Genomic DNA, 24506 nt, shown 5'->3' with positions numbered 1-24506 from the left:
CCTTTCAGTGGTCTTGTTGGGCAAACTTTAACTATACCGAAGCTGTTGCCTGCAGCCACTGGGCCAACCGGGTGTTATCACTGGTACGTAGTTGCACGTTGCTCAAGGGCTGCTCTACCGCTTGCGGTAGCTGCAATGCCAGGCGCAGCAGCTGCTTGTCGCGGGCGACGAGGGCGGTGACGGCGCTGCCCGGGGGGGCGTACAGCGCCAGCTCGTCCAGCTTGCCGATGCGCCAGCTCTGGCCGGCGGCCTCGATGCCGTACCACTCGTCCCCGGCCATCATCCCCGCCTGTTCTGCCGGGCTGCCGCGCAGCACCTGGTGGATGGCGATGCTGCTGCCTTCCTGCACGCGCAGGCCCAGGGCTTGCGCCGGGGCGGCGGGCTGGCTTTCCACGGCGACGCCAAAGGCGGCCAGCAGGTCGGCCAGCGGCAAATCCCCGGTGCCATGCACCCAGGCGGCGATTTCTGCCTGCCAGTCGCGCCCGGTCAGGGCGTGCAGGCTGGCGGTAATGCGCTCTTGCGTCACCTGCCGGTCGGGGCAGTGCTGCCAAAGGTGGCGCATCAGGGCATCGAGGCTGCTGTCCTCGCGGCGCAGTTGCAGGTCCAGGCACAGGCCGACCAGCGCCCCCTTGGTGTAGTAGCTGACGGTGGCGTTGGCGGTGTTCTCGTCCTGGCGGTAGTACTTCACCCAGGCGTCAAAGCTGGCCTGGGCCACGCTTTGCACGGTGCGCCCCGGGGTTTGCAGCACCTGGTTGATGGTTTTGGCCAGCAGCTTGAAGTAGGCGGGGGTGTCGATCAGGCCGGTGCGGTGCAGGATGAGGTCGTCGTAGTAGCTGGTCAGCCCCTCGAAGAACCAGAGCAGCTCGGTGTAGTTTTCCCGGTCGTAGTCGTAGGGAGCAAAGGCTGCCGGGCGCAGGCGCTTGACGTTCCAGGTGTGGAAGTATTCGTGGCTGATCAGGCCGAGCAGGGTGGTGTAGCCCTCGGCCTGCTGCGCCACGCCGTGCCGGGGCAGGTCGGCGCGGTTGCAGATCAGGGCGGTGCTGTGGCGGTGTTCCAGGCCGCCATAGCCGTCGTGCGTGGCATGGAGCATGAAGACGTAGTTTTGCTGCTCCGGCGTGCTGCCATCGGGGTGCCACAGCTGGATTTGCGCAGCGCAGATTTTCTGCGTATCGGCCAGCAGGCGCTCGGCGTCGAAAGTGGCCAGGGCGCCGGCGACGGCAAAGTGGTGGGCCACGCCGCCGGCGGTAAAGCGGCCATGCCAGAAGCAGCCCATTTCCACCGGGCTGTCGACCAGTTCGTCATAGTTCCTGGCGCGGTAGCGGCCAAAGCCGGTTTCCTCTATTTTGATAGCTGGCAGCGCTGTTATTAGCTGCCAATTCGGATAGTTTTCATGCTGAAATACTTCCAGATCGTGCGGAAGATGCTCCTGATTATGAATACGCAACAGCAGGCCCGTGCCGTTGAAAAAGCCCCGGCGCTGGTCCAGCCAGGCCATGCGCACGGAGTTGTCGTAGGCGCTGACGAGGTAAGTGAGGACCAGCGGCGCACCATCCGTGCAGTCCATGCGCCAGCGGTGCTTGTCGCACTGCGTGATGGCGCAGGGCTGGCCGTTTTGGTGGGCGGCAAGCTGGTGCAGGTTCTTGGCAAATTCACGCACCAGATAGCTGCCGGGAATCCATACGGGCAGGCTCGCTTCCTGCTGTCTGGCAGGTTGGGCGACGGTCAGGGTGACGCGGAACAGGTGGGCATGCACATCGTGCAACGCCACTTGGTAGTGGATGGGGGCAGGAGCAGTGGAATGGGGCATGGCAGGGCAGCATTGGCCCTGCCGCCACGGGCGTGAGTGTGAATGAGGGAAGAAAAAAGGGCGCTCAGGGATGGGCTGCCGCCAGATACTTTTCCACGTCCGGGGCCCGCAGGGCGCCCGGCACGCGGGAGCCGTCGGCAAAGATGATGGTCGGGGTGCTGGTGATCTTGTACTTGTGGCTGAACGCCAGGTTGCGCTCCAGCGCGTGGGTGTCGCAGCTGGCGGCGGTGGTTTTCTCGCCCCGGATCATGTAGTCCTGCCAGGCTTTCACCCGGTCTTTGGCGCACCAGATGTTGCGTGATTTCTCGACCGAATCGGGGCTGAGGATGGGCACCAGGAAGACGTACATCGTCACGTTGTCGACGCTTTGCATGTCCCGCTCGAAGCGCTTGCAAAAGCCGCAGTTCGGGTCTTCGAACACGGCCAGCTGGCGTTCGCCCTTGCCGTGGACGATCTTGATCGCATCCTGCAGGGGCAGGTCCTGGAAGCGCACGGCGGTCAGCGCCTTGATGCGGTCCTCGGTCAGGTTGCGCCGGGCCTGGATGTCGATCAGCTCGCCCTGGATCAGGTAGTTGCCCTGGGCGTCGGAGTAAAACACGTCCGTGCCCACGCGCACTTCGTACAGGCCTGGCATGGGGGTGGGGCGGACTTCGTCGATCTTGGCCAGTTGCGGAATGCGCTCGGCCAGGGTTTTGCGGATGGCTTCTTCCGGCGGTGCTGCCCAGGCGCTGCCCAGGGCAAGCATGGCGAAAACGGCAGTGGCAAGCAGCTTCATGCGAATATCCAGTTGGTCATGTGATAGAGCGGGATTGGGCCGTCGGCCCGCGGAAAGGTTCCCCGTCGGGCGGAAGGTCAGCGTAGCCCCATGGCCTGCTGGGTCACCCAGTGCTTGAGGGGGGCGCAGCGCTCGAACTGGTTCATGCCCCAGTTGCGCAGAACCTGGAGGCTGGGCTCCGTGCGGGTAAAGAGCTGCTGGATGCCGTCCATGGCCAGCCCCAGGGGCAGCAGGGCGGCCTTGCGCGTGCGGGCGTACCGGCGCAGCAGCCGCAGGTCGCCCGTGCCCTGCCATTCCTTGCGCTGTTGCAGGATGTGGCCCAGGGCCTGCACGTCGGCCAGCCCCAGGTTCAGTCCCTGGCCCGCCAGGGGATGCACGTTGTGCGCTGCATCGCCCACCAGCACCCAGCTGCCCGTGTGGCCGCTGGCCTGTGGCATCAGGCCGCACCAGCGCCGGGCCGTGGCCTGCTGCAGGGGCCAGGCCACGCGCGGGCCTTGCAGCGTCAGCTCGCCCAGGGCGTGGTTGCTGATGCTGCCCAGGAGGTCGGTAAATGCCTGGGGATCGGCCTGCTGCCATTGCGTTGCAGATTCTGCTGGCGCCGACCACACCACCGCAACGCTGTGTCCCTGGGGGCCACCCAGGGGGAGGAACGCCAGAATGCCCAGTGGGCTGAACCACTGGCGGGCCACCTGGGCGTGGGGCAGGGCGCAGTCCAGGCGGGTGGCAATGGCGGTCTGCCCATAGGGGGTTACGTCGAACTCCACCCCCAGCTCGGCCCGGGTAGTGCTGGCGCGGCCTTCGCAAATCGCCGTCAAGGGCGCGGCCACCGGGGCCGCCACCACTTCGATCAGGGGCTGGTAGCGCACGGCTTCGGCCAGGCGCTGCTCCAGCGCGGGGACATCCACGATCCAGGTCAGGGCTTCCTGGCCCTGCGCCCGGGCGTCGAACTGCGCCTGGCTGTTGCCATCGCCATGCACTTCCATGCGTTCGATGGCGGTGGCGTGCAGGGCATCCGGCCAGGCCCGCAAGCTGTCCAGCAACTGCTGCGATGCGGTGTTGAGCGCGTAGGCCCGCACATCGGCAGGATGGTCGGCCGGGCGCGGCGGAGCGACCAGGGCCACACGCAGGCGTTCACGCGCCAGAAGCAAGGCTAAAGCGCGGCCAACGATGCCGGCGCCACGGATACAGATGTCGAAGGTTTGGGCCATGGCCCGATTGTAGAAGCGCAACCGGCAGCAAAAAATGCTGCCGCCTGGACGCAAAAGTACCTAAGATGCGCCCGCTTTCGTAACAAGCCGAGGGGATGTGAGGGTATGAAAAAAATCTTTGGATACATCGCAGCCATTGCCATAGCGGGTGTGCTGCAGGGGTGCGCCAATACCACCGAATCCGGGGCCATTGGCCTGCAGCGCAGCCAGTTGCTGCTGGTGTCCAGCGAAGCGCTGAATGCCCAGGCGGCGCAAGGGTTTCAGAAGCTCACTGCCGATGCGCAGTCCAAGAAAAAGCTCAATACCAATGCCAAACAGACCCAGCGGGTGCGCAGGATCGGTCAGGATTTGATCGCCCAGACCACCGTGTTCCGCGCAGATGCCAGGGATTGGGCCTGGGAAATCAATGTTTTCGATTCCGATGAGATCAACGCCTTTTGCGCCCCTGGCGGCAAGATCGGTGTCTATACCGGCATCATCGATCGCCTGAAGCTGACCGACGATGAGCTGGCCGCCGTCATGGGGCACGAGATCGCCCATGCCCTGCGCGAGCATTCGCGGGAAAAAGCCTCGCAACAGGCTCTCTCGAATTTGCTGACCTCGACCGTGTCTGCGGCTACCGGTGTCCATGGCGGTCTGCTGGACATGGGCACCCAGATGATGGTGCATCTGCCCAACTCGCGCGGCATGGAGCTGGAGTCCGACGTGATGGGCCTGGAATTGATGGCCCGCGCCGGTTACGACCCGCGCAATGCCCCCAACCTGTGGCGCAAAATGCAAAAGGCCAGTGGCGGCGACCAGGGACTGGCGTTCCTGAGTACCCACCCGACCGGGGATGACCGGATTGCCGCGATGGAGGGCACCATCCCCAAAGTGCTGGGGCTTTACCAGGAGGCCCAGGCACAAAAATCGACCAACACCCGCAAACCTGCGCCAAAAAAGAAAAAAACCGGCCCGTAAATCCGTTGGGGATGGGCGCTGCCTGGGCCAGCGCAGTGCCTTTAATTACAATGCGCACAGATTTTCAGGGCAGCAAACGGGCTGCCCTCGTTTTTTTAAGGAATTCCTCATGAGCCTCAAATGCGGCATCGTCGGTTTGCCCAATGTCGGTAAATCCACCCTGTTCAATGCGTTGACCAAAGCTGGCATTGCGGCGGAAAACTACCCCTTCTGCACCATCGAGCCCAACACCGGCGTGGTCGAGGTGCCCGATCCGCGCCTGCAGCAACTGGCGCAAATCATCCAGCCCGAGCGCATCGTCCCGGCCATCGTCGAGTTTGTCGATATTGCCGGTCTGGTCGCTGGTGCCAGCAAGGGCGAGGGCCTGGGCAACCAGTTCCTCGCCCACATCCGCGAAACCGACGCCATCGTGAACGTGGTGCGCTGCTTCGAGGATGAAAACGTCGTCCACGTCGCAGGCAAGGTGGATCCGATTGCCGACATCGAAGTCATCCAGACCGAGCTGTGCCTGGCCGATCTGGCGACGGTCGAAAAAGCGCTCAATCGCTACAGCAAGGCGGCCAAATCGGGCAACGACAAGGAAGCGGCCAAGCTGGTGTCGCTGCTTACCCCTATTCAGGAAGTCCTCAATGAAGGCAAGCCTGCCCGGCTGGTGCCGGTGTCCAAGGAAGATGCCCCGCTGTTGAAACCGTTCTGCCTGATTACCGCCAAACCCGCCATGTTTGTCGGCAACGTCGCCGAAGATGGTTTCGAGAACAACCCCCTGCTGGACAAGCTCACTGCCTACGCCGATGCGCAAGGTGCGCCGGTGGTGGCCATTTGCGCCAAGATCGAAGCCGAAATGGCCGAGATGGACGACGAAGACCGCGATATGTTCCTGCAGGAGATGGGGCTGGCCGAGCCGGGCCTGAACCGCCTGATCCGCGCCGGCTTCACGCTGCTGGGCCTGCAAACCTACTTCACGGCAGGCGTGAAAGAAGTCCGCGCCTGGACCATCCGTATCGGCGATACGGCTCCGCAGGCTGCAGGCGTCATCCACGGCGACTTCGAGCGTGGCTTCATTCGTGCCCAGACCATTGCCTTTGACGACTTCATCGCCTACAAAGGCGAACAGGGTGCAAAAGATGCCGGCAAGATGCGTGCCGAAGGCAAGGAATACGTCGTCAAGGATGGCGATGTGATGAATTTCTTGTTTAACGTCTGATTCTTTTGCTAGAATCCGCCGCTTCTCCAAGATGGGCAGCGCTGAATGCCGCTTATCTCTAGGTTTTGACCCTATCGTCTAGAGGCCTAGGACATCACCCTTTCACGGTGAGTACCGGGGTTCGAATCCCCGTAGGGTCGCCATACTGCCAGGAGCGGTAGTTCAGTTGGTTAGAATACCGGCCTGTCACGCCGGGGGTCGCGGGTTCGAGTCCCGTCCGCTCCGCCAGGAATTGCAAAGCCAGATCGCACGGTCTGGCTTTTTTTATGCCCGCTTTCCGGCGTGGGCCAATGTGTATGTAGCGAATAGGGCAAAACTCATGGTTTTTATGGAGTGTTTGAATACATATTTTGTATACATTTTGACCTCTGTCCTCATTTGAAAAGGTTCTGTGATGAAGAAAACTCTCTTGGCCGTTGGTGCTGCATTGGCTTGCCTGGGTGCTGCGCAGGCGCAAAGTTCGGTGCAGGTGTCTGGTTTGCTCGATACCTACGTGGGTTCGATGCGCATGGCTGGCGCTGCAGGGCGTACCAACGTGGTCGGTTCTGGCGGGATGACCACTTCCTGGGTCGGTTTTTCGGGGACGGAGGACCTGGGCAATGGCCTGAAAGCGACTTTCGCGCTGAATGCCTTTCTGCGTGTGGATACCGGAGCGCCCGGGCGCTTTGACGGGGAGCCGTTCTTTTCGCGCGATGCCAATGTGGGGCTGACGGGGGGCTTTGGCGCTGTGACCCTGGGCCGGGGCAAGGCGCCCAACTTCCTGCCGACGATTTTGCTCAACCCCTTTGGCGATTCGTTCACCGTTTCCCCCCTGGTGTTGCACGCCAACGTGAATCCCAATGCCAACTGGGCCTACCGCAGCACGCCGGCGGATACGGGCTGGAGCAACCAGATCACCTATTCCACCCCGTCGCTGCATGGCTTGAAGGCCAACCTGCATTACCAGTTCGGTGAGCAGGCGAACGCTTCGGGCAAGCGCAACGTGGGTTTCAACGTGATGTACGCCAACGGCCCGGCGGCGGTGATGGCGTTTTACGAAAATGCGGATATCAACAACCCGGTGGCCCCGAATACCGTGCGCAACCGCAAGACGGACTGGATGCTCGGCGGCTCGTACAACTTCGACGTGGTGAAGCTGTTTGCCACCTATGGTCAGGCCAAAGAGAAAAAAATCGACCTGAAAACCAAAACCTGGTCGCTCGGGGCCGACATCCCGGTGAACAAGGCCGGTTCCGTGAAGTTGGCCCTGGCCCACACCAAGGCCGATCTGGCGGCCCCGGCTGCCGATGCCACGCGCAAGACGTACAGCCTGGGGTATGACCATTTCCTGTCCAAGCGCACCGATGTGTATACGGTGGCGATGCGTGACAGTATCAGCCGCCAGAAATCCGGTACCAGCGTGCTGCTGGGCATCCGCCACCGTTTCTGAAGAAAAATCCTTTTCCCGATCAGGCCAGCGCCCAGACCAGGGCGCTGGTCATGACGAGGTAGCGCAGGAACTTGCCCACCGCCATATAGGCGCTGCACGGCCAGAAGGGCAGGTGCAGCCAGCCGGCCACGGCGCACAGCGGGTCGCCCACGATGGGCAGCCAACTGAGCAAACAGGTTTTGGGCCCCCAGCGGCGTAGCCAGACATGGGCCAGGCGCTCGTGGCGGCTGCGTTTTGGCCTGCTTGCCCTGTGGGTTGCGCTCCAGGCCCGCTGGGCCCCCCGGCCCATCCACCAGCTGACCATGCCGCCCAGGGTATTGCCGGCCGTGGCGACGAAAATGGCCGGCCAGAACAAATCCGGGCGCAATTGCAGCAGGCCGATCACCGCAGGTTCCGAACCCATGGGCAGCAAGGTGGCCGAAATCAGGGCGATGACGAACACGGTGCTGAGGCCAAATTCCGGCAAGGCCAGCCAGTGCAAGAGGGTAGGAATCCACGCATCCATAAGGGGGCCAAGTGTAGGTGGGTTTCTTCCTAAGGAGCGGCTGCCCAAATTTTAGGCAGCTACAATACGGCCCCCGCGCGTCCGGGCCGCTTCTTTCCGGTTTTCTCCCCGCTTTTTCCTTGCCGATTGCCATGTCCTCCTTGTGTCTGGGCCCGTACACGCTGGCCAATACGCTGTTTGTCGCGCCCATGGCGGGGGTGACGGATCGGCCTTTTCGCCAGTTGTGCAAGCGCCTGGGCGCGGGCTATGCTGTCAGCGAGATGGTCACTTCGCGCAAGGATTTGTGGCAAAGCCTGAAAACCAGCCGCCGTGCCGACCATGCGGGCGAGCCGGGGCCGATTGCCGTGCAGATTGCCGGCACCGATGCGGCCATGATGGCCGAGGCGGCGGTGTTCAATATCCAGCGCGGGGCGCAGATCATCGACATCAACATGGGTTGCCCGGCCAAGAAGGTGTGCAACAAGTGGGCAGGCTCCGCGCTGATGCAGAACGAAGCCCTGGCCGAGGAAATTGCCGCCGCCGTGGTGGCCGCCTGCGCCCCGCATGGCGTGCCGGTGACGCTGAAAATGCGCACCGGCTGGTGTGCGGCGCAGAAAAACGCCGTGGCGCTGGCCCGGCGTTTCGAGGCGGCGGGCGTGCAGATGCTCACCGTGCATGGCCGCACGCGCGAGCAGGGGTATTCGGGCGATGCCGAATACGCCACCATTGCGGCGGTCAAGCAGGCCGTGCGCATTCCGGTGGTGGCCAATGGCGACATCGCCAGCCCGGAAAAAGCCCGGGCCGTGCTGCAGGCCACGGGTGCCGATGCGCTGATGGTGGGCCGGGCGGCGCAGGGGCGGCCCTGGATTTTTCGGGAAATCGCCCACTACCTGGCCACGGGCGAGCATCTGGCGCCCCCCCTGGTGGAAGAGGTGCGGGCCTTGCTGCTGGAACACCTGCAAGACCATTACCGCCTGTACGGCAGCGCCACTGGCGTGCGCAGCGCCCGCAAGCACATCGGCTGGTATGTGCGCGATTTGCCGGGCGGCGAAACGCTGCGCCGCCACACCAACACCCTGGACGACTGCGCGGCACAGACCCGGGCGGTGAACGACTATTTCTTGCGCCTGGGCCGGCAGATGGAGCGTCTGCCCCGGCCGGCCTTGCAAGGCGCAAGTCCTTTGACTTTGGAGAACCCTTTGGAATGCTTGTTCGAGGTGGCTGCATGATCGATGCAGCGACGAACCCGATTACCGACGTGCAGGCCTGCATCCGTGCCAGCCTGCAAGCCTATTTTGACGACCTGGGGGGCGAAACCCCCAGCAACGTCTACGACATGGTGCTGCGCCTGGTGGAGCGCCCCCTGCTGGAAGAGGTCATGGCCCAGGCCGACCAGAACCAGTCCCGCGCTGCCCAGTGGCTGGGGCTGAACCGCAACACCCTGCGCAAGAAGCTGCTGGAGCATGAATTGCTCTAATTCAATAGCTGCTTGCGCTGATGAATAAACGATTTCAGTAACATTTATCTCAACTTTATAGAAGATTCAAGCGATGAAAGCTCTCCTTTCTGTATCCGACAAGACCGGCATCGTGGAATTTGCCCAAGCCCTGCACGGCCTAGGCGTGCAGTTGCTCTCGACCGGCGGCACGGCCAAGCTGCTGGCCGACCAGGGCCTGCCCGTGACCGAAGTGGCCGAAGTTACCCAGTTCCCCGAAATGCTCGATGGCCGCGTCAAGACGCTGCACCCCAAGGTGCATGGCGGCCTGCTGGCCCGCCGCGACCTGCCCGCGCACATGGCGGCCCTGAAAGAACACGGCATCGACACCATCGACCTGCTGGTGGTGAACCTGTACCCCTTCGAGGCCACCGTCGCCAAGCCCGGCTGCACGCTGGCCGATGCCATCGAGAACATCGACATCGGCGGCCCGGCGATGGTGCGTTCTGCGGCCAAGAACTGGAAGGACGTGGGCGTGGTCACGGCGGCCGACCAGTACGAAGCCGTGCTGGTCGAGCTGAAGGCCGCCGGTAAGCTGAGCGACAAGCTGCGCTTTGCGCTGTCCGTGGCCGCCTTCAACCGCATCGCGCAATATGACGGCGCGATCAGCGACTACCTCTCCAGCGTCCAGTTCGAGGACGAAAAGCTGTCCGAGGACTACGTGCCCCAGCGTGCCCTGTTCCCCGGCCAGAGCAACGGCCACTTCGTCAAGCTGCAAGACCTGCGCTATGGCGAAAACAGCCACCAGCAGGCCGCGCTGTACCGCGACCTGTACCCCGCGCCCGGTTCGCTGGTCACGGGCGAACAATTGCAGGGCAAGGAACTGTCCTACAACAACATCGCCGATGCCGACGCCGCCTGGGAATGCGTCAAGAGCTTCGAGCAGCCCGCCTGCGTCATCGTCAAGCACGCCAACCCCTGCGGCGTGGCCGTGGGCCAGGACGCGCACGAAGCCTATGCCAAGGCCTTCCAGACCGACCCGACCAGCGCCTTCGGCGGCATCATCGCCTTCAACCGCACGGTGGACAAAGCCGCCGCCGAGGCCGTGGTCAAGCAGTTCGTCGAAGTGCTGATGGCCCCGGACTTCACCGCCGAGGCGCTGGAAATCTTCAAGCCCAAGGTCAATGTGCGCCTGATGAAGATCGCCCTGCCGCAAGGTGGCAAGACCGATTGGGACAATGGCCGCAACGCCATCGAATCCAAGCGCGTCGGCTCGGGCCTGCTGTTGCAAACCGCCGACAACCACGAGCTGGCGCTGGCCGACCTGAAGATCGTTACCGTCAAGCAGCCGACGCCCGAAGAACTGCAAGACCTGCTGTTCGCCTGGAAGGTCGCCAAGTTCGTCAAGAGCAACGCCATCGTCTTCTGCAAGAACGGCATGACCATGGGTGTCGGTGCCGGCCAGATGAGCCGCCTGGACTCGGCCCGCATCGCCAGCATCAAGGCCGAAGCGGCCAAGCTCTCGCTGCAAAACACCGTGGTGGCGTCCGACGCCTTCTTCCCCTTCCGCGACGGCCTGGACGTGGTGGTCGATGCCGGTGCCACCTGCGTGGCCCAGCCCGGCGGCTCCATGCGCGACCAGGAAGTGATCGACGCCGCGAACGAGCGCGGCGTCGCCATGGTGTTCACCGGCGTGCGCCACTTCCGCCATTGATCCGGCAGGCCGCAAGGCCACAGGCAGCCAGCCCGGGCGCTGCCGCCCGGGCTGGCTGCCTGCCATTCTTTCCTCCCATGACTTCTGCCCCCTTACCGGGGGCCGGCACCAGTGCGCTGGCCTCCCTGAACGCCCTGGACCAGGCGCTGATGTATCCGCCGCGCCACTGGCAGCCGCAGGGGGTGCGGCGGGCGGGTCTGGAGTTTCTGTTTTTCGGCTTCAAGGAGGCACGCAGCTGCCTGTTTGTCGGTCTGTTCTTTCTGGCCGTCTTTGCCGTGCCGCGTGCGGGTGTGCTGGGCCTGCCGCGCTATGACGTGCTGCTGCTGGCGGCGTTGGCGATTCAGGTGGCCATGGTGGCCACGCGGCTGGAGACGTGGGATGAGCTGAAAGCCATCACCCTGTTTCACGTCGTGGGATTTGCGCTGGAGGTGTTCAAGACGTCCAGCGGCATCAAGTCCTGGGCCTACCCCGACTTTGCCTACACCAAGCTGTGGGGCGTTCCCCTGTTTTCCGGGTTCATGTATGCCGCCGTGGGCAGCTACATCATCCAGGCGTGGCGCTTGTTTGACCTGCGCATCCTGCACCATCCGCCGCACTGGATGGCCATCCTGATTGCGCTGTCGATCTACGCCAACTTCTTTACCCACCACTTCATCGGCGACTACCGCTGGTATCTGGCCGCCTGCGCCCTGGGGCTGTATGCCCGCACCACGGTGGTTTTCCGGCCCCTGGACCGTGACCGCCAGATGCCGCTGCTGCTGGCCTTTGTGCTGATCGGCTTTTTCATCTGGCTGGCCGAAAACATCTCCACCTTCGCCGGAGTCTGGAGCTACCCGAACCAATTGGGCGCGTGGTCGGCGGTGCATGTCGGCAAATGGAGTTCCTGGTCGCTGCTGGTCATCATGACCTTCACCATCGTGGCCAATCTCAAACACGTCAAAGCCAAAATTCATGTGCCGGGCTGAACAGGTTCTTACCGTCCCAGCAGCCCCCGCGCCACGATTTCTTTCATGATTTCCGAGGTGCCGCCGTAGATGCGCATCACCCGCGCATCCGTCCAGAAGCGGGAGATGGGGTATTCGGCCATATAGCCGTAGCCGCCGAACAGTTGCAGGCAGGCATCGGCCACGCGGCCGAACATTTCGGTGGTGTGCAGCTTCAGGGCGCTGACGGCTTCGGGCGTGAGCTGGCCCTGTTCGTAGGCGGCGATGCTGGCGTGCAGAAAGGCCTGTGCGGCGGCCACTTCGGTGGCGCATTGGGCCAGGGTGAAGCGGGTGTTCTGGAACTGGGCGACGGGCTGGCCGAAGGCCTGGCGCTCCTGCACGTAGCGCAGCGTGGCGTTCAGCGCCCCTTGTGCCCCGTGGACGGATTGCACGCCGATGACCAGGCGCTCGCGCGGCAGCTCGCGCATCATTTGCGTGAAGCCCTGGCCTTCCACGCCGCCAAGCAGCGCATCGGCGGGCACGCGCAGGTCGTTGAAGAACAGTTCGGACGTGTCGCCTGCGTGCTGGCCGATTTTTTCCAGGTTCTGCCCGCGTGCGAAGCCGGGGGTCTTCGTATCCACCAGGAACAGGCTCACCCCCCTGGCGCCGCCTGCCGGGTCGGTCTTGGCGGCCAGGACGATCAGGTCGCAATGCTGGCCGTTGCTGATGAAAATCTTGCTGCCGTTGATGACGTAGCTGTCTCCATCCCGGATGGCGGTGGTGCGGATGGCTTTCAAATCGCTGCCGGCGCCCGGCTCGGTCATGCCGATGGCGGCCACGGCCTGGCCGCTGACCAGGCGCGGCAGCCAGTGCTGGCGCTGGGCTTCGGTGCCGCAGTGCAGCAGATACGGGGGAATGATGTCGTTATGGACTTCCAGTCCGCCCACCAGTCCGCCGTAGCCCCGACGGGCCAGCACTTCGATCACGGCAAAGGAGAAATGCACGCTGGCCCCGCTGCCGCCGTATTGCTCCGGCACATCGGCGCACAGGTAGCCGTTTTCGCCCATTTTCAGGAACAGCGCACGCGGCACGATGCCGGCTTTTTCCCAATCGCGGTAATGGGGTTCGATCTCGGTGTCGCAAAAGCGCTCCAGGGAATCGGTGAACAAGGCCAGCTCGGCCTGGGCATCGGCGGTCAGCAGGGTATTGGGCAGCATGGGGGAAGGCTCACACTCGTTCAAAAATGGCAGCAATGCCCTGGCCGCCGCCGATGCACATCGTCACCAGCGCGTAGCGGCCGCCCGTGCGGTGCAGCTCGGCAATCGCCTTGGTGGTGATGATGGCGCCGGTGGCTCCCACCGGGTGGCCCAGCGAGATGCCGGAGCCGTTGGGGTTGACCTTGGCCGGGTCGAAGCCCAGTTCCTGCGCCACGGCGCAGGCCTGGGCGGCGAAGGCTTCGTTGGCTTCGATCACGTCGATGTCGGCCAGCTTCAGGCCGGTGCGCTCCAGCACCTTGCGCGTGGCGGGGACGGGGCCGATGCCCATGTAGGCCGGTTCCACCCCGGCGTGGGCGTAGCCGACCAGGCGGGCCAGGGGTTTCAGGCCCAGGGCGGCCACGCGCTCGCCGGTGGCCAGCACCACGGCACCAGCGCCGTCGTTGATGCCCGAGGCGTTGCCCGCCGTCACCGTGCCGCCGTCCTTCTTGAAGGCGGGCTTCATGCCGGCCAGCGTCTCCAGCGTGGTGCTGGCACGCACATGCTCGTCTTCCTGGAACAGCACCACGCCTTTGCGCGTGGCGATTTCCACGGGGGTGATCTGCTCTTTGAAGTAACCGGCGGCAATGGCGGCGGCGGCGCGTTGCTGGCTGACCACGGCCAGCTCGTCCTGCATCTGGCGGCTGATGCCGTAGCGCTCGGCCACGTTCTCGGCGGTGATGCCCATGTGCATTTTTTGCCAGGGGTCGTGCAGGATGCCCAGCATGTAGTCGATGCTCTTGGCATCGCCCATGCGGGCGCCGTAGCGGGCGGCCTGGTCGAAGTAGGGGCCACGGCTCATGGATTCGGAGCCGCCGCCCACGGCCACGTCGCAATCGCCCAGGGCGATGGCCTGCGCGGCGCTGACGATGGCCTGCAGGCCCGAGCCGCACAGGCGGTTCACGTTGAAGGCGGGCGTTTCGATGGGGCAGCCCGCGTCGATGGCGGCCACGCGGGCCAGGTAGGCGTCCTTGGTGTCGGTGGGGATGACGTTGCCCATGACGACGTGGCCCACGGCATCCGGGGCAATCCCGGCGCGGGTGATGGCGGCCTTGACCACGGTGGTGGCCAGCTGGGTGTTGGGCACGTCTTTCAGGCTGCCGCCGAAGGTGCCGATGGCGGTGCGGGCGGTGCCGACGATGAAGATGTCGCGGATGGTCATGGGTTCTCCTTGGGGGTGGGCATGAAGCCGGTGTTCAGCCCGTGAATTGGGCGGGGCGTTTGGCAAAGAAGGCGGCAACGCCTTCACGGAAATCGCTGGTCTGGGCGCAGGCCAGAAAGGCCTGCGCCTCCGCCTGCAACTGTGCCGGCAAATCGCGCGTCAGGCTGTCACGCAGCAGACGGCGCATCTGGCCATAGGCCACGGTGGGGCCGCTGGCGATGCGCTGGGCGAAGGCGTGGGCTGCGGCCTCCAGCTCGGCGGCGGGCAGCACGCGGTTGATGAGGCCCAGGCGCAGCGCTTCGTCGGCGTTGAAGCTTTCGCCCAGCAGGGCAATCTCCAGCGCCTGGCGCAACCCGACCAGGCGCGGCAGTGCCCACGAGGCACCCACGTCGCAACTGGTGCCCAGGTTGATGTAGGCGAGGTTGAACTTGGTGCCTTCGGCGGCCAGGACGAAGTCGCACATCAGCATCAGCGACAGGCCCGCGCCAGCGGCTGCGCCATGCACCTGGGCGATGACGGGGGCGTCCAGGCCATGCAGCAGTTCCAGGGCGGCATTGAGCGGCTCCAGCAAATCCCTGGCCCCTTGCACCGGGTTGGCCTGCAGGGTGGCCAGATCGCCCCCGGCGACAAAGGCCCGGCCAGCCCCCTTGAGCAGCACGGCCCGCACGCTGCGGTCGGCGGCAATGGCCTGCACCGCCGTCAGCAGCGCCTGGGCGGTGGGGGCATCCAGGGCGTTGAGCGCCTCGGGGCGGTTGAATTGCAGGGTGGCGATGCCGTCGGCCTGGGTAAAAATCAAAGGATGGGTCATAAAGGATAGCTGCTTGCGCTTGCTGGATAAGGATTTTTCCGTTTTTTCTGCAATCAATACAGCGCCTCGATCTCCGCCGCATAGGTTTTGTAGATGCTGCTGCGGCGCACCTTCATGGTGGCGGTGACTTCGCCGTCGTCGTGGTCCAGCTCCTTGGTCAGCAGGTGGAATTTGCGGATGTGCGACACCTGGGCCAGCTTGGCGTTGCCGGTGGCGATTTCGTCCTGGACGAGCTGGCGCACCTCGGGCATTTCCACCAGCGAGCGAAAGTGCGTGAACGCCAGCCGCCGCGCCTCGGCCCATTTGCCGACGGTTTCCATGTCGATTTGCACCAGTGCGGCCACGTATTTGCGGCCGTCGGCCACCACGATGCACTCCTTGATGTAGGGGCTGGCCTTCATGGTGTTCTCGATCTCCGAGGGCGTCAGGTTCTTGCCCCCGGCGGTGATCATGATGTCCTTCAGCCGATCGACGATCTTGATCTGGCCGCTGACTTCGCGCACCACGTCGCCGGTGTGCAGCCAGCCGTCCACGATGGTTTGCGCCGTGGCCTCGGGGTTTTTGTAGTAACCGGCGAACACCATGTCGCCGTGCACCTGGAACTCGCCGCTGCCGCTGTCGTCCGGGTTGGCAATGCGGTACTGCACGCCGTCGATGACCGGGCCGACGGTGCCGACGATGACCGCATCGCTGCGGTGGCCGGTAATCATGCCGGTGGATTCGGTCAGGCCGTACACCTCGATCAGCGGTACGCCGATGCTGCGGAAAAAGCGCACCACGTCCGGCGCGATGGGCGCGGCGCCGGTCAGCGCCACCCTGGCGTTGCGCAGGCCGATGAAGTTTTGCAGCGCCCGCAGCACCAGCCAATAGTGCCAGGCGTAGCCCAGGCGCTCGGCCAGGCTCCACTGATCGCGGGGTTTTTCCGCCAGCGGGGTGCAGGCGGCCAGGGCACGCTGGTAGAGCGTGCGGCGCAGCGGCCCGGTTTCCAGCATCTTGATGGTGATGGCCGAATGCAGCTTTTCCCAGATGCGCGGCACGCCCAGGAACATGCTGGGGGCTACCTCGCGCAGGTCTTCCTGCACGGTGCGGATGGATTCGCCGAAATTGACGGTGGAGCCCAGGTACAGCGGGCAGAAGGTGGTGAGCATCTGCTCGGCCACATGGCACAGCGGCAGGTAGGACAGGTGGGAGGTGTCCCGGCCCAGTTGCAGCCGCTCGATGATGCCGGGGGCCACGCCGCGCATGTTGCGCCACGAGATCATCGCCCCCTTGGGTTTGCCGGTGGAGCCGCTGGTGTAGATCATCAGCCCGATGTCGTCCAGCGTCTGTGCGGCCAGCACCTGTTCGATCTGTCCCGGGCCGGTCTGGACGTGCGCCTGGCGGCCCAGGGCCTCGACTTCGGCGAAGGGGACGATCAGGGCGCGATGCTCGGGGGCAAAGCTGCGCAGGCCCTTGGTCTCCATGACGATGATTTTTTGCAGCAGCGGCAGTTCGTGCAGCGCCTCCAGCACCTTGTCGGTCTGCTCCTGGTCTTCGCAGACGATGTGGGTGATGTCGGCATGGCCGACGACGTAGGCCACCTCGGGGCTGGGGCTGGTGGGGTAGACGCCCACCGTGATGCCGCCGACCAGCCCGGTGCCCATTTGCGCCAGCACCCATTCGATGCGGTTTTCGGCAATCACGCCCACATGGCCGCCCGGCGGCAGGCCCAGCGCCAGCAGGCCCAGGCCGAAGTGGCAGGAGCGCTCGTAATACTGCGCCCAGGTGAAGGGCTTCCAGATGCCGAAGTCTTTTTGCCGGATGGCCACGCGCTGCGCGTCGGCACGGGCACGCTCGCGCAGCATCTGGGGCAGGGTCAGTTCGGGAAGGTTCATTGCGTTATCCATTGCACGTCATGTGGCACGGTTGGGCGGTTGGGTTATGACAGCCAACGCTTGCGGCGCTTGTAGTGTTTGATTTCCTTGAAGCTTTTCGCTTCGCCCGTCTCGCCGCCCATGCCCAGGTAGAACTCGCGCACGTCCGGGTCGCTGGCCAGGCGCTCGGCCGTGCCGTCGATGACGATCTTGCCGCCTTCCATGATGTAGCCGCTGTGCGCCACGGCCAGGGCCACGGTGGCGTTCTGCTCGACCAGCAGCATCGAGGTGCCGCGCTCGGCATTGATGCGGGCGATGATGGCGAAGATGTCCTCGGTCAGCTTCGGTGAAAGGCCCAGCGACGGCTCGTCCAGCAGGATCAGCTCGGGCCGGGCGATCAGGGCGCGGCCAATGGCCAGCATCTGCTGCTCGCCGCCCGAGAGGTAGCCCGCCAGCCCCCGGCGCCGTTCGTGCAGGCGGGGGAAGTATTCATAGACCAGATCGAAATCGGGCCTGCCGACGCCGGGGCGGCCATTCAGGGCGTAGGTGGCGGCGATCAGGTTTTCCTCGATGGTGAGGTCTTCAAAAATGCGCCGCCCCTCCATCACGTGCGACAGCCCCCGGCGCACCAGCGCCTGCGGGGCGATGCCGGCGGTGTCCTGGCCGTTGAAGCGGATGCTGCCCCCGGCCAGGGCGCCGTTTTCCAGCGGCAGCAGGTTGGAGATGGCTTTCAGCGTGGAGCTTTTGCCCGCCCCGTTGCTGCCCAGCAGGGCCACGATGTGCCCGCGCGGCACGGCCAGCGACAGGCCGCGCAGGGCTTGCACGACTTTGTTGTAGATGACCTCGATGTTGTTCACTTCGAGGACGTGATCGGTGGGCATGGGCGTCATGGCATGGGCAGGGTTATGGTTTCAGTAGCTGCTACCGATGATGAATAGTGGATTTCAGATATGAAACCATCTGAAATCCTTTTTTATTCAGCGGTAGCAGCTATGAATAGCTTGTTTACAGACGAATCCAGTCGGAGGCGGGCAGCATCTTCTGCGCCTTCATGTCGGCCTTGTAGACGCGCCCGACGGGGATGGAATTGCCGGTGATGGTGATGGGCACGCCGATCACGCCGCCGGTGTCGAAGTCCTTCAGGCTGTTGAGCGCTGCCTTCATGTTGGCGCCGGTCAGGGGCTTTTTCGCCTCCAGGCAGCGCTTGGCCGATTCCAGGAACAGCATGGCGGCGACAAAGCCTTGCATGTAGGGCACGCTCTGGTACTCGGGGCGCATGGCGCGGATTTTTTCCAGCATGGGCGCCGGTTCGGTGTCGTAGTAGTAGCGGAAGGGCATCACGCCCATGAAGCCGTCGCCGTCCGGCCCCATCTTCATGACGGTGGAGTTGTCCATCGTCCAGAAGGTACCCATCCATTGGCTGGTCATGCCCTGCTGCTTGCCCTGGGTGATGAACTCGGGGATGGGCGCCAGGATGTAGCCGTGGAAGATGGTGTAGTCCGGTCTGGCGCGGCGCAGCTTGATGACCTCGGTGGACACATCCACGCTGCCGGCGGGCGTCATGATCTTGATGGGCACCGACAGGCCCAGCGCCTTGGCGGCGGCTTCGCTCTTTTCGATCGGGTCGCGGCCGAATTCGGAGTCGGAATAGACGAAGGCCACCTTGGCGCCCGGTTTTTCCTTGGCGATGTGCTTCAGCAGAATGCCGAACATCTCGGTGTAGTCGGGGCCGACCAGGAACTGGTTGGGGTACTTCTGCGGGTCGTTCAGCTCGCTGGCGAACGAGGCCCCGGCCATCAGGATGTTGCCGTTGCGCTCCAGCTCGGGGTTGATGGTTTTGGAGAAGCCGGTGGAGTCGCCGTAGTACAGGTTCACCTTGTTCTGGCTGGTGATCTTCTTGAAGGCGGCCACCGACACGTCCACCTTGTAGCCTGTGTCCTCGGGCACGTAGCGCACCTTGCGCCCGGCAATGCCGCCCGCGCCATTGACGATCTTGACGTAGTCTTCGATCCCGGCGTTGATGCCCACCCCGGCGAAGGCGAACACCCCGGTCATGGGGATGGAGCCGCCGATGACGACTTCGTCGGCGGCCTGCGCCAGCACCGACAGCGGGTGCGTCAGTGCGGCCGCACCGGCGGCGGCAGCGCCCAGCATCAGGCTGCGGCGGCGGTGGGAAATTCCTTGCTGGTTCATGTCTGTCTCCTTCATGGTGGTAGTGAAAAGTCGTGGCTTAGTTCTTGAACGGCCACAGGTGGAAGAACCGGCGCGTGCGCCGCCACATTTCGGCCAGGCCCAGCGGCTCGAAAACCAGAAAGCCGATGATCAGCGCCCCGAAAATCACCAGCCGCACGGGCGAGAGGAACACCGCCAGCGATGCGCCGCCGGGCAGCAGATCGACGGCCAGCTTGAGCAGCTCCGGCACCATCGTCATGAACGCCGCGCCCAGGATGCCGCCCAGAATCGAACCCATGCCGCCGACGATGATGGCCGCCAGGAAGAAGATGGATAGGGTGAGCGGAAAGCTCTCGGGCGTGACCACGCGAAAGAAGTAGGCCCACAGTCCCCCGGCCACCCCGGCATAGAACGACGACAGCGCAAACGACAGCAGCTTGTATTGCAGCAGCGGGATGCCCAGCACCTCGGCAGAAATGTCGCGGTCGCGGATGGCGATGAAGGCCCGCCCGATGCGCGTGCGAAACAGGTTGGCCGCGCCCAGCAGCATCAGCACCATGACCGGCACGATCAGCCAGTACAGGCGAAACGACGTGTCCAGGTCCATGCCGAACAGGCTGGCCGGTGGCATGGAGATGCCCGCCGTGCCGCCCGTGAAATCGAAGTTGGCAAACAGAAAGTGCGCGATGAACGAGGCGGCAATCGTCACGATGGCCAGGTACAGCCCCTTGACGCGCAGCGACGGAATGCCCACCACCATGCCGCCGAGCATGGCTACCACGCCCCCGGCCAGCAGGTTCAGCAGAAACGGCGTGCCGTAGCGCGTCTGCAAGATCGCCACCGTGTAGGCGCCCAGGCCCATGAAGGCCGCCTGCCCCAGGCTGACCAGGCCCGTGTAGCCGGTCAGAATGTTCAGCCCCGTGGCGCTGGCAATGTTGATGGCCACCAGGCAGGCCATGTAAAGCCAGTAATCGCTGGCCATGAAGGGAAAGACGAGCAGCAGCAGCGCCGCCACCGCCAGCCAGACGTGCTGGGTGCGCGAGTCGAACAGCGCCGCATCGGCGACGTAGCTCTCCTTGAAGGTTCCGATACGCATGGGGGAAGGTTCCTTTTACAGTCGTTCGATATCGCGGGTGCCGTACAGGCCGTAGGGGCGCAGCATCAGCACGCACACCAGCACGATGAAGGTGGCCAGCAGCTTGTATTCGCCGCCCAGGTAGGCACCGGCCAGTGCTTCCACCAGGCCGATCAGCACCCCGGCGACCAGGGCGCCCAGCACGCTGTCCAGCCCGCCGACGATCACCACCACCAGCACCGACAGGCCGAACACCCCCATGCTGGAAGAAATGCCGCCGATCGAGCCGACGATGATCCCGGAGATGGCTGCCAGCATGGCCGAGGCCACCCAGGCCAGCGAGAACACCCGGGGCACGTTGATGCCCACCGAATACGCCGCGCCCTGGTCGCTGGCCGTGGCCCGCAGCGCCACGCCGCCGCGCCAGTAGCGAAACAGCAGCAGCACGGCGGCGATGAACACGGCGGCCACCACCGCGCCCCAGAACACCTTGGGCGCCAGGAAGGCATCGCCCACCATGATGGGCTGGCTGGGCATGAAATCGGGCAGGCGGCGCTGGTCGGCGCTCCAGATCATCTCCACCAGCCCGACCAGCACCGAACCCAGGCCCACCGTGACCATGAAGACGGAAATCGGCGGCTCGCCCAGCAGCGGGCGGATCACGGTGCGCTCGATCACCGCCCCCAGCACCCCCGAGGCCAGCACGGCAGCGGGAATCGCCAGCCACAGCGGCAGCGCCCACATTGCCGCGAAGGTGAAGAACAGATAGCCCCCGGCCATCAGCATCTCGCCGATGGCGATATTGACCACGCGAGTGGCCTTGTAGACCAGCACGAACGCCAGCGCGGCCAGCGCATACAGCCCGCCGCCGGCAATGCCGGTCAGGCTGATTTCGAACAGATAGGCCCAGTCGAAGTCCATCATGCTGCTGCCTCCTGTTTTTGCGCCTGGGCAGGGCGGGCGGCGGCCTGCAACTTGGCCCGCAGTTCATGCACGTTGCCCGAACCCAGGTAGGCGCGGTTTACCTCCGGGTCGGCCTGCACCACGGCGGGCACGCCCTGGGCAATCACCTGCCCGAAGTTGAGTACCACCACGTGGTCGGACAGATCCATCACCATGCCCATGTCATGCTCCACCATCAGCACCGTCACGCCCCATTCGGCCCGCACGTCCAAGATGAAGCGGGCCATGTCCTCGGTTTCCTCGCGGTTCATGCCGGCCACGGGTTCGTCCAGCATCAGGATTTCGGGCCGCATCGCCAGGGCGCGGGCCATTTCCACGCGCTTTTGCAGGCCGTAGGACAGGGCCGAAACGGGCGCGTGGCGGATGTGGTCGATTTCCAGGAAATCGATGATGCGCTCCTCGATCTCGCGGCGCAGCTCGGCCTCTTCCCGGCGGGCGCGGCCCCCGTAGAACAGCGCATCGAACACATTGCTTTTGAGGTGCGCGTGGCGGCCCAGCTTGATGTTGTCCAGCACCGTCATGCCGCGAAACAGCGCAATGTTCTGAAAGCTGCGCCCCAGCCCCAGTTTGGCCCGCTGCGGCGCCGGGGTGTGCGTGATGTCCTGGCCTTTGAAGCGGATGCTGCCCCTGCCGGGCCGGTAAAAGCCCGAGATGGTGTTGAACAGCGAGGTCTTGCCCGCGCCGTTGGGGCCGATGACGGCGGTAATGCTGCCGGGCTGCACGGCAAAGCCCACGCCGGACAAAGCCTTCACGCCGCCGAAGGTCAGCGTCACGTCGCTGACCTCCAGCAGAGGGGCATTCCCTGGGGGCTGACCGATGGTTGTCTCCATAACGTTCCTTGAAGGGCTTCCGAAAAAGCGGTAGGGGTCAGGGTTTTTACTTCTACGTAAAATAAGTTACTCAGGAGTAGATTCTTGGTGCGCCAGACGGTTCTGGGCATTGGTACTTACCCGAAACTTGCAAATTCAAGGAACAAAGACGGTTATGGCTGCTTCCCCTTCATCCGCTGCAAACCTGCCTGTGTCCCCCTGGGCGCAAGCCCCTTCCCGCGCCGAACAACGCCAGGCCAAGCGCGATGCGGTGCTGCAGGTGGCGGCGCAAATGTTCAACGAGCGCGGCTTTCACGCCACGTCGCTGGACGACATCGCGGCCCGCCTGAACGTCACCAAGCCCACGCTGTACTACTACGTCAAGAACAAGGACGCCATCCTGCTGGCCTGCGTGAAAAAGGGGCTGGACATGACGCTGGAGGGCATCGAGGCCTCCCGTGCCGGTGGCGGCAACGCCCTGGACTAGTTGCGTGCCTGCATGCGTGCCTATGCCGAAGTCGTGACCCAGCCCTTTGGCATGTGCCTGATCCGCGTGGGCGACGAAGAGGTGCCGCAGCCCAGCCGTACCGAGCTGCGGCGCCTGAAATCGGAAATCGACCATGCCTTTCGCCGCCTGGTCGAGCAGGGCGTGCAAGAAGGCGTGCTGGCCCCGTGCGACCCCAAAATGGCCGCCTTCGTGATTGCCGGGGCGCTCAGCTGGATAGGGCGCTGGTACCAGCCTGCAGGCACCTACAGTGCCGACCAGATCATTGAGCAATGCACGCAATTGCTGCTGCAGGGGGTGCTGGCCCGCCCTGCCGCAAAGTAATTAAAACAACAGCTATTCGCACCTGTGTCCGGTGTTTCTTTGATGCCACGGAATCGTACTATTCTGTAAAATGAGACTGATTATCATTTGGTGAAACTCTCGTTCACCACCAGTCACAGGGCGACGAAAGGGCATCATGGGCACAGCGGAAACCGCGCTTGAGCAAGGCGTCAGGAGCTTGTACATCGACCACCACGGTTGGCTGCAAGGCTGGCTGCGCCGCAAATTGGGCAATGCTTGCGACGCTGCCGATCTGGCGCACGACACCTTTGTGCGCGTCATGGTTTCGCGCCGCCTGCCCGCGCAGATGGGTGACGAGCCGCGTGCCCTGCTCACCCACATCGCCAAGGGGCTGGTGATTGACCACTGGCGGCGCCAGGACGTGGAACGTGCCTATCTCGACGCCCTGGCCTACCTCCCTGAACCCGAAGTCCCCTCGCCCGAAGCACGCCTGCTGATCCTGGAGGCGCTGCACCGCATCGATGCCATGCTGGCCAGCTTGCCCATCCGCACCCGCCACATCTTCGTGCTGGCGCAGATCGACGGTCTGACTTACCAGCAGGTGGCCGACCAGCTCGGCACCTCGCTCATCACCGTCAAGCGCCACATGCGTACCGCATTCGCCGCCTGCCTGACCCTGGCATGACAAGGCCTGTCGCTCCTGCGCCGGATACAGCGCCGGACATCCCCGCCGCCATCCTGCTCGAAGCAGCCGACTGGCTCGTGCTGCTCCAATCCGGCGAAGCCACTGTGCAAGACCATGCCCGGCTGGAACGCTGGTGCCAGCACAGCCCCGCCCACGCCGCCGCCTGGGAGCGTGCCCAAGGAATGCTCGGCACCTTTCGGCAAGTACCGCCTAAGCTGGGGCACGGCACCTTGCTGCGTCCCGCCCGCCCCCGGCGCAGGCAATTCCTGCTGGGGCTGGCCGCCGTGCCCGCCGGCCTGCTGGCGTGGCGGCTGCTGCCCTGGCAGGAATGGCGTGCCGACCTTGCTACCGGCCCCGGCCAGCAGCAAACGCTCACGCTGGCCGACGGCAGCCAGCTCGTACTCAACACCCGCAGCGCCCTGAACGTCGCCTTCACCGCCGCAGAACGGCGTTTGACCCTGGTGGCCGGGGAAATCCTCGTCACCACCAGCCACCAAGACCCATCGCCCGCACCGCGCCCCTTCATCGTCGGTACTGTCCACGGCAGCATGCGTGCCCTGGGCACGCGCTTTACCGTGCGCCGTGCCCAGGACGCCACCCATCTCACGGTGCTGGAGGGCGCGGTCGAAGTTCGCCCTGCAGACGGCGGCCAGCCCGCCATCGTCCGCGCGGGCGAGCAGATCGGCTTTACCGCTGCTGCTGCCCAGTCCGTGCAACCAGTGGACGTTGCCAGCGCCGCCCTGTGGGAGCGCGGCCTGCTGCTGGCACGCGATATGCGCCTGGACGAGCTGGTGGCCGAACTGGCCCGCTACCACAGCGGCGTGCTGCGCTGCGACCCTGCAGTGGCGGGGTTGACCGTCTCTGGCGCATTTCCCGTCACCGACACCCTGGCCAGCCTCGACATGCTGGAGCAATCCCTGCCCGTGCGCATCGGCAGCGTCACGCCGTACTGGTTGATCGTGAAGCCGCGTTAAAAAAATTTTCAGACGGGTGATAC

Annotated in this window: 22 protein-coding genes, 2 tRNA genes and 1 pseudogene; 12 read left to right on the top strand and 13 right to left on the bottom strand. The window is 64.4% G+C overall.

Going from position 1 to position 24506, the window contains the following annotated elements; genetic code table 11:
* Positions 1 to 31: 31 nt before the first annotated feature.
* From ACFO3A_RS02080 to ACFO3A_RS02070, 3 genes are all read right to left on the bottom strand, one after another.
* Complete coding sequence (locus ACFO3A_RS02080; RefSeq protein WP_377723521.1) at positions 32 to 1807, bottom strand: M61 family metallopeptidase; 1776 nt, start codon at positions 1805 to 1807, stop codon at positions 32 to 34.
* A gap of 64 nt (positions 1808 to 1871) precedes the next feature.
* Positions 1872 to 2582, bottom strand: coding sequence for a DsbC family protein (locus ACFO3A_RS02075; RefSeq protein WP_377723519.1), 711 nt, complete (start codon positions 2580 to 2582; stop codon positions 1872 to 1874).
* A 77-nt stretch (positions 2583 to 2659) separates the two neighbouring features.
* Complete coding sequence (locus tag ACFO3A_RS02070) at positions 2660 to 3790, bottom strand: FAD-dependent monooxygenase (protein WP_377723518.1); 1131 nt, start codon at positions 3788 to 3790, stop codon at positions 2660 to 2662.
* Between the two features lie 105 nt (positions 3791 to 3895).
* On the opposite strand from ACFO3A_RS02070, the gene ACFO3A_RS02065 reads away from it, so the two are divergent.
* From ACFO3A_RS02065 to ACFO3A_RS02045, 5 genes are all read left to right on the top strand, one after another.
* Positions 3896 to 4750, top strand: a complete 855-nt coding sequence (locus ACFO3A_RS02065) for a M48 family metallopeptidase (RefSeq protein ID WP_377723515.1) — start codon at positions 3896 to 3898, stop codon at positions 4748 to 4750.
* Positions 4751 to 4859: 109 nt separating this feature from the next.
* On the top strand, positions 4860 to 5954 hold the full coding sequence (gene ychF, locus ACFO3A_RS02060) for a redox-regulated ATPase YchF (protein WP_377723513.1): 1095 nt from the start codon (positions 4860 to 4862) through the stop codon (positions 5952 to 5954).
* A 67-nt stretch (positions 5955 to 6021) separates the two neighbouring features.
* Positions 6022 to 6097: transfer RNA gene (locus ACFO3A_RS02055), tRNA-Glu, on the top strand.
* An 8-nt stretch (positions 6098 to 6105) separates the two neighbouring features.
* A tRNA-Asp gene (locus tag ACFO3A_RS02050) sits at positions 6106 to 6182 on the top strand.
* 166 nt (positions 6183 to 6348) lie between these two features.
* Positions 6349 to 7383 carry a porin gene (locus tag ACFO3A_RS02045; RefSeq protein ID WP_377723511.1) on the top strand — a complete coding sequence of 345 codons (1035 nt, stop codon included), beginning with the start codon at positions 6349 to 6351 and terminating at the stop codon, positions 7381 to 7383.
* 19 nt (positions 7384 to 7402) lie between these two features.
* On the opposite strand, the gene ACFO3A_RS02040 is transcribed toward ACFO3A_RS02045, so the two are convergent.
* The gene (locus ACFO3A_RS02040) at positions 7403 to 7888 is read right to left on the bottom strand and encodes a YqaA family protein (RefSeq protein ID WP_377723509.1); all 486 of its coding nucleotides are present in this window, start codon (positions 7886 to 7888) and stop codon (positions 7403 to 7405) included.
* A gap of 131 nt (positions 7889 to 8019) precedes the next feature.
* Here ACFO3A_RS02040 and dusB point away from each other — a divergent pair, with 131 nt between their 5' ends.
* From dusB to ACFO3A_RS02020, 4 genes are all read left to right on the top strand, one after another.
* Positions 8020 to 9096 carry a tRNA dihydrouridine synthase DusB gene (dusB, locus tag ACFO3A_RS02035; RefSeq protein WP_377723507.1) on the top strand — a complete coding sequence of 359 codons (1077 nt, stop codon included), beginning with the start codon at positions 8020 to 8022 and terminating at the stop codon, positions 9094 to 9096.
* On the top strand, positions 9093 to 9344 hold the full coding sequence (locus ACFO3A_RS02030) for a helix-turn-helix domain-containing protein (RefSeq protein ID WP_377723705.1): 252 nt from the start codon (positions 9093 to 9095) through the stop codon (positions 9342 to 9344). Before dusB ends, ACFO3A_RS02030 begins: the two co-directional genes overlap by 4 nt.
* Before the next feature lie 73 nt (positions 9345 to 9417).
* Positions 9418 to 11016, top strand: a complete 1599-nt coding sequence (purH, locus tag ACFO3A_RS02025) for a bifunctional phosphoribosylaminoimidazolecarboxamide formyltransferase/IMP cyclohydrolase (protein WP_377723505.1) — start codon at positions 9418 to 9420, stop codon at positions 11014 to 11016.
* A gap of 149 nt (positions 11017 to 11165) precedes the next feature.
* Positions 11166 to 11981: a DUF817 domain-containing protein gene (locus ACFO3A_RS02020; protein ID WP_377723704.1), complete on the top strand. Its 816-nt coding sequence runs from the start codon at positions 11166 to 11168 to the stop codon at positions 11979 to 11981.
* A gap of 8 nt (positions 11982 to 11989) precedes the next feature.
* Here the strand turns inward: ACFO3A_RS02020 and ACFO3A_RS02015 are convergent, their stop codons facing one another.
* The 9 genes from ACFO3A_RS02015 to ACFO3A_RS01975 form a co-directional block, all read right to left on the bottom strand.
* Positions 11990 to 13156: an acyl-CoA dehydrogenase family protein gene (locus ACFO3A_RS02015; protein WP_377723503.1), complete on the bottom strand. Its 1167-nt coding sequence runs from the start codon at positions 13154 to 13156 to the stop codon at positions 11990 to 11992.
* A 10-nt stretch (positions 13157 to 13166) separates the two neighbouring features.
* Complete coding sequence (locus tag ACFO3A_RS02010) at positions 13167 to 14354, bottom strand: acetyl-CoA C-acyltransferase family protein (protein ID WP_377723501.1); 1188 nt, start codon at positions 14352 to 14354, stop codon at positions 13167 to 13169.
* Between the two features lie 34 nt (positions 14355 to 14388).
* A complete protein-coding gene (locus ACFO3A_RS02005; protein WP_377723499.1) occupies positions 14389 to 15162 on the bottom strand; it encodes an enoyl-CoA hydratase/isomerase family protein in 774 nt (257 codons plus the stop codon).
* 53 nt (positions 15163 to 15215) lie between these two features.
* Positions 15216 to 17036, bottom strand: a complete 1821-nt coding sequence (locus tag ACFO3A_RS02000; protein ID WP_377723498.1) for an AMP-dependent synthetase/ligase — start codon at positions 17034 to 17036, stop codon at positions 15216 to 15218.
* Positions 17037 to 17080: 44 nt separating this feature from the next.
* Positions 17081 to 17905: an ABC transporter ATP-binding protein gene (locus ACFO3A_RS01995; protein ID WP_377723496.1), complete on the bottom strand. Its 825-nt coding sequence runs from the start codon at positions 17903 to 17905 to the stop codon at positions 17081 to 17083.
* Positions 17906 to 18020: 115 nt separating this feature from the next.
* A complete protein-coding gene (locus ACFO3A_RS01990; RefSeq protein ID WP_377723495.1) occupies positions 18021 to 19208 on the bottom strand; it encodes an ABC transporter substrate-binding protein in 1188 nt (395 codons plus the stop codon).
* Positions 19209 to 19245: 37 nt separating this feature from the next.
* Positions 19246 to 20283 (bottom strand): branched-chain amino acid ABC transporter permease, encoded by a 1038-nt coding sequence (locus ACFO3A_RS01985; protein ID WP_377723493.1) that lies wholly within the window; start codon positions 20281 to 20283, stop codon positions 19246 to 19248.
* 15 nt (positions 20284 to 20298) lie between these two features.
* The gene (locus tag ACFO3A_RS01980) at positions 20299 to 21183 is read right to left on the bottom strand and encodes a branched-chain amino acid ABC transporter permease (RefSeq protein ID WP_377723702.1); all 885 of its coding nucleotides are present in this window, start codon (positions 21181 to 21183) and stop codon (positions 20299 to 20301) included.
* Positions 21183 to 22055 (bottom strand): ABC transporter ATP-binding protein, encoded by an 873-nt coding sequence (locus ACFO3A_RS01975; protein WP_377723492.1) that lies wholly within the window; start codon positions 22053 to 22055, stop codon positions 21183 to 21185. The genes ACFO3A_RS01980 and ACFO3A_RS01975 overlap by 1 nt, the downstream gene beginning before the upstream one ends.
* A 154-nt stretch (positions 22056 to 22209) precedes the next feature.
* On the opposite strand from ACFO3A_RS01975, the pseudogene ACFO3A_RS01970 reads away from it, so the two are divergent.
* The 3 genes and pseudogenes from ACFO3A_RS01970 (at position 22210) to ACFO3A_RS01960 (ending at position 24483) form a co-directional block, all read left to right on the top strand.
* A pseudogene (locus tag ACFO3A_RS01970) lies at positions 22210 to 22863 on the top strand (TetR/AcrR family transcriptional regulator).
* Between the two features lie 136 nt (positions 22864 to 22999).
* Positions 23000 to 23509, top strand: coding sequence for a sigma-70 family RNA polymerase sigma factor (locus ACFO3A_RS01965; protein ID WP_377723491.1), 510 nt, complete (start codon positions 23000 to 23002; stop codon positions 23507 to 23509).
* A complete protein-coding gene (locus ACFO3A_RS01960) occupies positions 23506 to 24483 on the top strand; it encodes a FecR domain-containing protein (RefSeq protein WP_377723489.1) in 978 nt (325 codons plus the stop codon). The genes ACFO3A_RS01965 and ACFO3A_RS01960 overlap by 4 nt, the downstream gene beginning before the upstream one ends.
* The last annotated feature ends 23 nt before the right edge of the window (positions 24484 to 24506 follow it).

The sequence above is a fragment of the Comamonas nitrativorans genome (assembly GCF_042654765.1).
Taxonomy (GTDB): domain Bacteria; phylum Pseudomonadota; class Gammaproteobacteria; order Burkholderiales; family Burkholderiaceae_C; genus Comamonas; species Comamonas nitrativorans.
Note: the sequence above shows the minus strand (reverse complement) of the source record. Positions and strands in the feature narration are given on the sequence as shown.